The organism is Sphingobacterium sp. JUb56, from assembly GCF_014191365.1.
Lineage (GTDB): Bacteria > Bacteroidota > Bacteroidia > Sphingobacteriales > Sphingobacteriaceae > Sphingobacterium > Sphingobacterium anhuiense.
Map to the genome: position 1 here is coordinate 1,430,103 of NZ_JACHWL010000001.1, position 11,326 is coordinate 1,441,428.

At 38.2% G+C, this 11,326-nt stretch carries 8 protein-coding genes; 3 read left to right on the plus strand and 5 right to left on the minus strand.

Annotation, left to right across the window (positions count from 1 at the left end):
• The first annotated feature begins 819 nt into the window (after window positions 1–819).
• From FHR29_RS05740 to FHR29_RS05750, 3 genes are all read left to right on the plus strand, one after another.
• A complete protein-coding gene (locus FHR29_RS05740) occupies window positions 820–1,197 on the plus strand; it encodes a hypothetical protein (RefSeq protein WP_132839778.1) in 378 nt (125 codons plus the stop codon).
• A 110-nt stretch (window positions 1,198–1,307) separates the two neighbouring features.
• Complete coding sequence (locus tag FHR29_RS05745) at window positions 1,308–2,417, plus strand: efflux RND transporter periplasmic adaptor subunit (protein ID WP_021188205.1); 1,110 nt, start codon at window positions 1,308–1,310, stop codon at window positions 2,415–2,417.
• Window positions 2,418–2,440: 23 nt separating this feature from the next.
• Window positions 2,441–7,000, plus strand: coding sequence for an efflux RND transporter permease subunit (locus FHR29_RS05750; RefSeq protein ID WP_183913013.1), 4,560 nt, complete (start codon window positions 2,441–2,443; stop codon window positions 6,998–7,000).
• 98 nt (window positions 7,001–7,098) lie between these two features.
• Here FHR29_RS05750 and FHR29_RS05755 read toward each other — a convergent pair whose 3' ends face one another.
• From FHR29_RS05755 to cobA, 5 genes are read right to left on the minus strand one after another with little or no spacing between them, the layout of a single operon-like run.
• Window positions 7,099–8,343, minus strand: a complete 1,245-nt coding sequence (locus tag FHR29_RS05755; protein WP_183913023.1) for a sulfate adenylyltransferase subunit 1 — start codon at window positions 8,341–8,343, stop codon at window positions 7,099–7,101.
• 45 nt (window positions 8,344–8,388) lie between these two features.
• Complete coding sequence (cysD, locus tag FHR29_RS05760; RefSeq protein ID WP_132768218.1) at window positions 8,389–9,279, minus strand: sulfate adenylyltransferase subunit CysD; 891 nt, start codon at window positions 9,277–9,279, stop codon at window positions 8,389–8,391.
• 11 nt (window positions 9,280–9,290) lie between these two features.
• Window positions 9,291–9,992, minus strand: a complete 702-nt coding sequence (locus tag FHR29_RS05765; RefSeq protein ID WP_183913025.1) for a phosphoadenylyl-sulfate reductase — start codon at window positions 9,990–9,992, stop codon at window positions 9,291–9,293.
• A complete protein-coding gene (locus FHR29_RS05770) occupies window positions 9,982–10,563 on the minus strand; it encodes a bifunctional precorrin-2 dehydrogenase/sirohydrochlorin ferrochelatase (protein ID WP_132768216.1) in 582 nt (193 codons plus the stop codon). Before FHR29_RS05770 ends, FHR29_RS05765 begins: the two co-directional genes overlap by 11 nt.
• Entirely contained in the window at window positions 10,564–11,322 is a 759-nt protein-coding gene (cobA, locus tag FHR29_RS05775) for a uroporphyrinogen-III C-methyltransferase (protein ID WP_183913027.1), read from the minus strand.
• Window positions 11,323–11,326: the final 4 nt, after the last annotated feature.

Below are 11,326 nucleotides of genomic sequence, written 5' to 3' on the forward strand. Positions count from 1 at the left end.
CAATCTGATAGCATTATAGAAATGAAATTTAAAACAATCGACATCGATATACCTAGCTGTCATAGATGAATCAAAATCCCGTATAAAACCATTCTTGAAAAGATTCTGAAGATTATAAATTGTACTGTAGTAGCTTGATATAGCGCAGTAATAATTTGTTAAAAAACACCTAGATGAACTTAAATACGATGTTGCGAAATAGTCATTTTTGGTAAACAAATTTTAGATATAAATGTATGCAGGGGATGATCATATAATTTCTATTTAACATAATATAAATTATATGACTTATTAATATGCTCATTTACAAGGGTTCCATATAATGGCGGTAGTTTCATTTATACATGGAAATATTTTATTTATAAGACTTTGTTCATGTGATATAACCACCAAAGGCTTATTGTGCTAAAGAATCAATCAATATTGATCTGTATGACTTAATCAAAATACCACCTGCATATTACTGTTCATCTTATGTGGCTAACTTCAATACAATTCAAACCAGATGAACTCTAAATAAAACTGTACACAAATTTCCTGTCGAAATGGATCGATCAATAATCGAAATGAAAAATATGAATTTCATTAAATTTTTAAATTCGGACATTTTACAAAAAACAGCGAAATTATATTCTAAAAAACCATCTCTGAGATTTTGATTATCTGGACAATTGTCCGTTCATTTTTTTTTATTGAAATCTCAGCGATTAGGAATTTTGATAAAATACAGCTGCATCAAATATTAAGACAATGTTTTTCTTTTGTAATATTTATGTGGTTGTTCCAGCATAACTATTTGATTTTATATATTTGTTTTTTATGTGGATTAAAATATTTCACTTCTTGGCATTATTTGGTTACTTGAACATCCTTTTTTATCAGGCTGGCGTCAATACCAATACGCGTGCATCAAATATTTCCACACAATATTTTACCGGAGATTCATTACTTGAATTTGTTCTTGACGATGTGTTGGATATTCCCATTGAAGTTCCTGAAAAAGATTCTGAAGTTCAATTTGACGATTATCGTATTTTCAATTTTAATCCTCAGATTTTATCCGTTTTTATTTTCGTTCTGGGGCTTGTTTATTCTGCATTATCAATTTTAAAACAGAAAAAGCACCCGCTTTATAGTAAGAAAAATGCCTGCTTATCAGGTTACTATCAGTATCTCTACCGATACAGTTTATTCTAGTTTATCCCCTGCCCTATTTTTTAATTTTAAATTAGATTTTAAGAGTCTAATTTTCTAGTAATCAATATTTAATATTGATTTATTCTATTCGTTAACATTTTATTTTTTATATGAAAACACGTTCCATGTCTTGGTATGCATTGTCATGCCTAGCGATTTTATCTGCCTGCACAGCCAAAAGCAATGATAAACAGGTAAGTACAGCTCCTAAAAAAGTACCTGTATCCAATTTAGTTGTTATGGATACCACAATTTACAAAGACTATATTGCTGATATACAATCAGTCAAAAATATTGAACTTCGATCACGTTTAAGTGGCTTTTTAGAACACATCTATGTGGATGAAGGTGCTGCAGTAAAGAAAGGTCAAGTATTGTTCAGACTCAGTGATGAAGAATATAAAGCCGATTATGCGCGCGCAAAAGCCAACTTTAATGCAGCACTTACAGATGTCAAAAAAGTGGTTCTTGAGTTAGAACGTACAAAAGATCTAGCCGCGAAAAACATCGTAAGTAAAACAGAAGTCGAATTACTTAAATTACAATATACAGCTGCGGAGTCAAAGGTCGAAGAAGCAAGATCGATCATGCAACAAGCTAAAACGCAGTTGAATTTCACATTAGTACGTGCTCCTTTTGATGGTAAGATTGATCGTATTCCCCTAAAAGAAGGATCACTCTTAGAGCAAGGTTCTTTACTAACGACTGTTTCCTCACTTAACGAAGTAAATGTATACTTTGACATTTCCGAAAATGAGTACTTAAGTATTGTATCTGACTCATCGTTTAACAAAGACTCTTTTAACAAAGATGTAAAACTGATCCTCGCTGACGGTAATCCGTACCCATATCCTGGAAAGGCATCCATTGTTGAGAGTGAATTTGAGAAGAACACAGGATCAATATCTTTACGGGCTAGGTTTTCAAATCCGCAGGGCATGTTAAAGCATGGTGCTTCAGGTAAAATCTCTGTTCCAATACAGACCGGCGACACCAAATTTGTACATCAAAAATCTGTTTTTGAAATTCAGGATAAAACTTACGTCTATATCTTAAATAAAGATAAAACTGTTTCGATGAAATCTTTTGAAGCTGGCCAACGTGTCGGGCATTACTATATCGTGAATGGAGGTTTGTCTGATACAGATCAGATCGTATACGAAGGTGTACAATCCTTGAAGGATGGTATGAAGGTGGAAGTAATCCCTGTTAAGTTATAAAAACTTTGTTTTAAAAATATTTTATGTTTGATGTTTATATAAAAAGGCCTATCCTATCGTTGGTAATTTCATTATTTATAACGTTACTAGGATTATTGGCCTTATTTACACTACCTGTTACCCAGTTTCCAGATATTGTCCCTCCGTCGGTCGTTGTTACCGCAAATTACACAGGAGCAAATGCGGAAGTCAGTACCAATGCTGTTGCCATTCCGCTGGAACGTGCGATCAACGGTGTTGCAGGTATGACCTCGATGAATACCGTTTCCACTAACAATGGAACAACACTCATTCAAGTCGTTTTTAAAGTTGGAATTGATCCCGATATTGCCGCAGTAAATGTGCAGAATCGGGTAACAACAGTATTAGATGAGCTTCCCGAGGAAGTGACACGCGCAGGTGTTACCACAGAAAAAGAGGTAAACAGTATGTTGATGTATCTCAATCTGTATACTGAAGATGAAACTGCTGATGAACGCTTTATTTACAATTTTACAGATATCAATGTTTTAAAGGAACTCAAGCGTATTGAAGGCGTTGGTTTTGCTCAGATTATGGGTATGCGTGATTACGCGATGCGTGTTTGGGTTAAACCTGATCGGTTAGCGGCTTACAACATCTCAACCGACGAACTAATTGCTTCCCTTCGTAAACAAAATATCGAAGCTGCCCCTGGTCAAACGGGTATAAGCTCGGATAAAATGGTCAATATGCAACAGTATGTACTTCGTTATCCGGGAAAATTCTCGGAACCGGAAGAATATGCCAATGTACCTATTCGGGCAAATGCAGATGGTTCTATTATCCGTATAAAAGACGTTGCTGAGATCGAATTCGGCTCATTAGATTACGAAATGGTTTCTAAAACTGATGGTAGACCTTCGGCTTCCATCATGTTAAAGCAATTGCCGGGATCCAATGCACAAGATGTTATCAAACGTGTTAAAGATAGAATGGCGGAATTACAAAAAGCCACATTCCCGGCAGGTATGAAATATACAATGGGTTATGATGTTTCCCGCTTTTTAGATGCATCGATATCCAGTGTTATCAAAACCCTGCTTGAAGCATTTTTATTGGTGTTTATTGTCGTATTTATATTCTTACAGAATTTTAGAGCGACATTGATCCCGATCTTAGCTGTTCCAGTGAGTTTGATCGGTTCACTATTCTGTATGCAGATGCTCGGATTCTCAATCAACTTATTGACACTATTTGCACTCGTATTAGCGATCGGAATTGTAATTGACAATGGTATTGTCGTCGTCGAGGCCGTATTTGCCAAAATGGAAGAGGAAAATCTTCCACCTATGGAAGCCACGTTAGCGGCAATGAAAGAAGTGGGTACTGCTGTAATTGCGATCACTTTGGTCATGTCAGCCGTATTTATACCCGTAGCCTTCCTTGATGGACCCGTCGGTATTTTTTATCGACAGTTTTCGCTCACATTGGCCTCAGCTATTATTATCTCCGGCATCAATGCCCTGACATTAACACCCGCACTTTGTGCGATCATGTTAAAGAATCCGCACGATCAGAAAGAGAAAAATAACTGGATGACACGTTTCTTTAAAAAATTCAATCAAGCTTACGACAAATTAGCTGGAAAATACCGTGGATTTTTATCGAAAACCGTAAGCCGTCGCGGACTTACAGTACTTGTTCTGGTATTATCTTTTGTAGCAACTTGGGGAACAAGTGCGATCCTACCATCCGGTTTTATTCCCACGGAAGACCAAGGTATGGTCTATGTCAGTGTCACAACACCTCCAGGAGCCACAGTTGATAGAACAGAGAAAGCGTTAGATGAAGTAGATCGTATATCAAGAAGTTTAGAGTCCGTAGAAACGGTATCAACTCTTGCCGGATATAGTATTTTGACAGAAGTATCAGGTTCATCCTACGGTATGGGAATGATCAATTTAAAAGCTTGGGAAGACCGTGCGCAGACAGTTGATGATGTGATGAATGAACTCAAAGAAAAAACAGCACATATCGCAGATGCACAGATCGAGTTCTTCCCTCCGCCTACCGTTCCCGGTTTTGGTAATGCCGCAGGTTTTGAGGTTCGTTTACTGGATAAAACAGGAACTGAAGATCTCAATAAAACGGCTGTTGTATTGGAAGAATTCATGAATAAACTAAACGCCAGCGAAGCTATAGAAAGCGTTTCTTCAGGATTTGACGTTAACTTTCCGCAGTATATGTTGGAAATTGACTACGATTTAGCGGCCAAGAAAGGAATATCTGTTGATAATGCAATGAATACATTGCAAACACTTATGGGTAGCTTCTACGCCACCAATTTCATTCGTTATGGACAGATGTATAAAGTAATGGTGCAAGCAGACGCACATTATCGGAAACAGCCCGAAGATGTTTTAAATCTTTTTGTGAAAACCGATAATGGCGAAATGGTTCCTTACTCAGCCTTTATTACCATGAAGCGCGTATTTGGACCGGAACAGATTACACGCTATAACATGTTTACAAGCGCCATGATCAATGGGCAGCCGGCATCTGGATTCAGTACCGGACAAGCAATTGAAACCATTCAGGAGATTGCGAAGAGCTTACCGCAAGGCTATAGTATTGAATGGTCAGGTATGACTAAAGAACAGATTGCTTCTGGCGATCAAACTATTTACATTTTCGCCTTAGTACTATTGTTTGTTTACTTACTATTGGCGGCGCAGTATGAAAGTTTCTTCTTGCCCTTACCTGTTATCTTATGTATTCCCGCCGGTATGTTCGGAGCGTTTCTATTCTTAAAGTTATTGGGATTAGAAAATAATATTTATGCACAGGTGGCACTCGTCATGCTGATTGGGCTTTTAGGGAAAAATGCGATTTTGATTGTCGAATATGCAGTACTCAAAAACAAACAGGGTATGTCCATTGTGGAGGCCGCGATCGACGGCGCGATAGCACGTCTAAGACCAATTTTAATGACATCATTTGCCTTTGTGGCGGGACTTATTCCATTGATGTTCTCCTCTGGAGCAAGTGCTATCGGTAACAGAACAATTGGTACCGCTTCCGTTGGAGGTATGTTGATCGGAACCATAATCGGTGTTTTGATTATACCTGCACTTTATGTTCTCTGTTCAAAAAGAACAACAAAAGTTAAGAAGAAGAAATTAGCAACAGTAGTTTCTGTTGTGCTTGCTGTTATTTTAATATCGAGCTGTTCTGTTCCTAAAAAGCTGACACCAATGCAAGCGACAGCATTGCCCGAAAAATTTTCGCCGGCAAATGTGCAAACCGATAGTTCGATAGGTCAGATTTCTTGGAGAAAAGTATTTGAAGATAAAAAACTGATTGCCCTTGTGGATTCAGCATTACTGTATAACTATGATTTACAAATGGCGATAAAGCGTATTGAGATTGCTCAAGCAAGCTTCAAACAGAAAAAAGCTGCGCTATTTCCAAAAGTAAATGCTGAAGTTGGCGCAGGTTTGACAAAGTATGGCTTTTATACAGAAGAAGGCATTGGTAACTACGATAGTAACTTTTCAGAAAACTTAAAATCAGACGAAAAGATTCCATCACCTGCTATTCCAGATTATTTTGTAGGACTGCGCAGTTCATGGGAAATCGATGTATGGGGCAAATTAAAAAATCTGAGACAGTCATCGTACGAGAATTATCTAGCACAGCTTGAAGCAAAGCAATTGATTGCGACCGAATTGGTGACCAATATTGGTTCTGCCTACTATCAGCTCATCAGTCTGGATAATCAGTTAGCAGTCTTTGAAAGAAATCTAAAACTGCAGGAAAAAGCCTTAGCTATTATTGAAGTACAAAAAGAAGCGGGTCGAGCGACCGAATTAGCTGTTCAGCAGTTTAAAGCTATTCTAGCAAACTCCAAGTCAGATCGTGCTAAGACAAAGCAAGAAATCAGTATTCTCGAAAATCACATCAATTTCCTTATTGGACGTGTGAATCAGCCTATTGAACGTACTGCAATTCAGCTGGAAGAAGTACACCTGTTTGATAAATTGGCTTCTGGAGATCCTGCATTAATGCTTGCACTGAGACCAGATATCCGCGAAGCCTCTCATCAGATGGTTTCGGCCATGCATGAAGTTCATGCTGCGAAAGCTGCTTTTTTACCCGCAGTAGTCTTATCTCCTTTTATCGGCTTAAATTCATTTAGCTTCGATAAACTGATTGACATCAATAAATCGGCAACTTACGGTTTATTCGGTGGCATTACAGCTCCGATTTTTAATCAAAGAGAATTAAAGACGCAGTATGAACAGTACAAAGGAAATTTTGGTATTTCATTCTTGAATTACGAGAAGATTGTTTTACAGGCTTATAACGAAGTATCCAATGCCTTACTGACAGAAGATCATATTATTGAACGCTTTCAGCACAAAAATGAACAAGTCGTTGCCTTAGAATCATCCGTAAATTCCGCTCATGATTTATTTTTGGCAGGCCGTATCAATTACTTAGAGATCATCACCAGTCAAAGAGAATCCCTTGCTGCTCAAATTGAGCAGGTCAATATTCTAGAAGAAAAGATCTTAAATCAATTAGTGTTATACAAAGCCTTAGGTGGAGGTTGGAAATAAGAATAAAAAATGTTAATGATAAAAGGGTGGCCTTATTGGCCACCCTTTTTCATGTTAATTAAAAAGTAATTTACTTGACTTTCTATCCCCCTCGCCTGCTAAGCAACGCTTTCAATCATAACAGCCGCAACTGTTAAGTTAGTGCGCGGGTCAATGATAATGCCCCTGCCGGTTGCCTGGTGATCCTGGTAAAGATCAAACGAGATATCTTCAGCGGCCTTAATCTGTACACGGCCTATATCATTAAGAGCTATCCCTTCACCATACTTATATTCCTGGTTGTTGATATCCACTTTATGAATGATTTCATTTATTTTCACTTTTGTCGTTCTACCGAAATTCTGAAACAAATAAATTTGATTCGTATCCAGAGCCTTGTTGTCAAACCAGCAGATATTCGCTTCAAAATTACGTTCCACCAGACCCGAATTTTGAGCCGTTACAATGGTATCACCACGGCTGATATCAACATGATCTGCAAGATGGACAATAACCGACTGGCCATCTTCCGCTTCCTGCAGATCTACTCCAGCCAGTTCAATACTTTTGATGCTACTTTTAATAGAAGAAGGTAAAATTAGCACATCATCTCCTACTTTTAGACCATGACCAACAACACGTCCAGCATATCCCCTGTAGTCATGTAACTCCTCAGTCTGTGGCCTTACCACCCATTGTACCGGTAAACGCCAAGCTTGCTGATCTGCCTCTTTAAATTCTATCGTCTCGAGATAAGACAATAAAGAAGGTCCCTCATACCAAGTCAAATGTTCCGAAGGATGCACAATATTGTCACCTTTCAGTGCAGAAACCGGCATAAAATCAACATCAGTCAATTTTAAACGTTCCGCTAAGGTCTGATAATCAGCTTTAATGTTTTCAAACACTTCCTGGCTATAATCCACCATATCCATTTTATTGATACACACTAAAACTTTTTTAAGTTCAAGTAGTTTTGCTAAAAAAGAATGACGCTTTGTTTGCTCAATAACCCCTTTACGCGCATCGACCAATATAATGATGAGATCAGAGTTAGAAGCCCCTGTTATCATATTGCATGTGTACTGTATGTGTCCCGGTGCATCAGCAATGATAAATTTGCGGTGCTCTGTTTGAAAGTATTTATAAGCAACATCGATCGTAATTCCCTGTTCACGTTCAGCTTTCAATCCGTCGGTCAAAATTGCTAGATCCACAGTCCCATCATTATTTTTGCGGTTAGCCTTTTTTATCGCTTCCAGTTGATCGTCCAGTATCGAATCTGTATCATATAATAAACGGCCGATCAATGTGCTTTTACCATCATCAACAGAACCAGCCGTTATAAATTTTAAAATTTTCATTTTCTAGATTTTTGTATTAGTCACCAAACCTTATTGCATTGCTCCTTAGAAGTATCCCTGTTTTTTTCGGTCTTCCATTGCCGCTTCAGAAACTTTATCATCCATTCGGGCACCACGCTCACTTACTGTAGAGGCTTTTATTTCTGCAATGATATCATCTAAGGCAGTAGCCTGCGAGTCCACAGCTGCAGTACAGGTCATATCACCGACTGTTCTAAATCGCACCGATTTTGTTTCCACAACATCCTCTTCATCGATGTTTAAGAAAGACGCAGCTGCCATTAATTGGCCATTCCGGGTGATCACTTCACGCTCGTGACTGAAGTAAATACTTGGAAGTTTAATATTCTCCCGTTTGATGTAATTCCAAACATCCAGTTCCGTCCAGTTTGATATTGGAAATACGCGGACATTTTCGCCCTTATTGATTTTTCCGTTAAAGATATTCCATAATTCAGGACGTTGGCGCTTCGGATCCCACTGTCCAAATTCATCACGAACAGAGAATACACGTTCTTTAGCCCTTGCTTTCTCCTCATCACGACGTGCCCCGCCAATACAGGCGTCAAAACCATTTTCAGCAATTGTATCCAGTAAAGTCACCGTCTGTAAAGCATTTCTGCTGGCATTTTTTCCCTTCTGCTCAACAACTTTACCAGCATCGATACTATCTTGCACATGTCCTACGATCAGTTTTTCACCGATCTGTTCTACTAACCAATCGCGGTATGCAATGGTTTCCGGAAAATTGTGACCTGTATCAATATGCACCAGTGGAAAAGGAAATTTACCCGGTCTAAATGCTTTTAATGCCAAATGAACCAAAGTAATAGAATCTTTTCCACCAGAAAATAAGAGCGCAGGATTTTCAAATTGCCCGGCCACTTCACGTAATATATAGATTGATTCTGCTTCTAGTTGATCTAAATAATCCATTTAATCTTGCTTTATTTTGTTGTCACATGTAATCCACACTCTTTTTTACTCTGATCTTCCCACCACCATCGGCCGGCGCGAAAATCTTCACCCTCCTGAACAGCCCGGGTACAGGGCTCACATCCTATGCTCGGAAAACCCTTATCGTGCAGTATATTGTAAGGTATACGCTCGCTTTTAATATAATTGGTAACCATCTCAAAAGTCCAGTCAAATAGCGGATGAATTTTGATAATATTATTCCCCTCATCATACTCGATATACTCCATATCGTGACGATTCGCCGATTGCTCCGCTCTAATTCCTGTTATCCAAATTTTGGCACCTCGCAAAGCCCGCTGTAAAGGCTCTATTTTGCGTATGTAGCAACAAGATTTTCTATTTTCAACAGACTCATAAAATGAGTTCGGCCCCTTTTCAGAAACAAATTCCTGAACCTTTTCGGTATTCGGGTAGTACGTATCAATTTTTAGCGCATAGCGCTCAGCAGTTCTGCTCCATAACGAATAAGTCTCCTTAAAAAGTCTTCCCGTATCCAAAGTAAAAACTTTGATATTCACTTTGCTCTTTCCTATCCAATCTGTAATAATCTGATCTTCGATACCGAAAGATGTCGAAAATACAACCTGATCAGGATATTGTTCAGTAATAACCTGAAGCAGATCCGCTCCCTGTTTTCCTGATAAAAGTTCTTTAATTCCACTAATTTCCATCTCTCTCAATTAATGATTTTGTATGTTTATTCAGCGCCGTGACTTTTGACTGAAAATCACCTTTTAATTGATTCCGCAACTGGCTCATCAATTCCAATGTTTCATCAATCTCCTCAGGAAGCATTTCCTGTAAAAACTCCTTTACTCTTTTTGCAATTGTCGGGGATTTACCGTTCGTTGAAATCGCAATTTTCAAATTACCTTTTTTAACGATCGATCCAAGATAGAAGTCACATAGTTCCGGTTTATCTGCCGCATTTAGCAAAATATGTTTTGAACTCGCTAACGCTCTTATTTGATCATTAAGTTCATGATTGTTTGTTGCCAGCATCACGAGATGTTTTTCATCAAGATCCGATTCCACAAAATCACGCTCTTCAAAAACGATATGCTTATATTGCGTCATGATGATTTTAAATTCATGACATATTTTAGTCGCAATTACTGTTATATGCGCTTTATCATTATTCTGAATGATTGCTTGAAATTTCTCTAACCCGATCGGTCCACCTCCCACTAATAAAATGTGAATCTGATCTGGCTTGACAAAAATTGGAAATAGCGTATTCATTTAAACAGTTGCGTATTTTTCTATAATATGTTTAAAATTCGGATGCTTAGAAACAACTTCGCCCAAAACAATAATAGCCGGTACACCAATGCGTTTTTCCTGAGTTTCGTCCAGTATATCGTCAATCGTACCGATAATAATTTTTTCATTTGGCATAGAGCCATTTTGAATCAATGCAATAGGCAGATTTTCTTTACCATGCTGTTTGTATAATGTGACTATTTCTGTTAGCTTACCAAATCCCATCAGCACCACTACTGTTGCATTTGTTTTAACAGCTGCATATAAGTCCTCTGAGAGTTTTCCTTCAGTTGTAGAGCCAGTTATCACCCAAAAACTTTCACTTATACCACGATAAGTTAAAGGAATCTTTTGGAGGCCTGTTAATCCGATACTAGAGGAAATACCCGGAATAACCGCTGTTTCGATATCATATTGATTAATAAAATCAAGTTCTTCACCACCACGTCCAAATACAAATGGATCTCCGCCTTTTAATCGCACCACATGACCATGAGTCAGCGCATAATCGACCAGTAACTGGTTGATCTGATCCTGTGAAGTAGAAAGCTGTTCCGCTCTTTTCCCAACATATACCTTCGTGCAGTTTGCACTGGCAAAATCCAATAAACTCTCATCCACTAAAGCATCGTATAAAATTACATCCGCTGCCTTTATCGCTTTTATACCTTTTAAGCTGATCAATTCAGGATCACCAGGACCCGCTCCGACCAAAGTTACTTTTGGTTTAATATTCATCTTC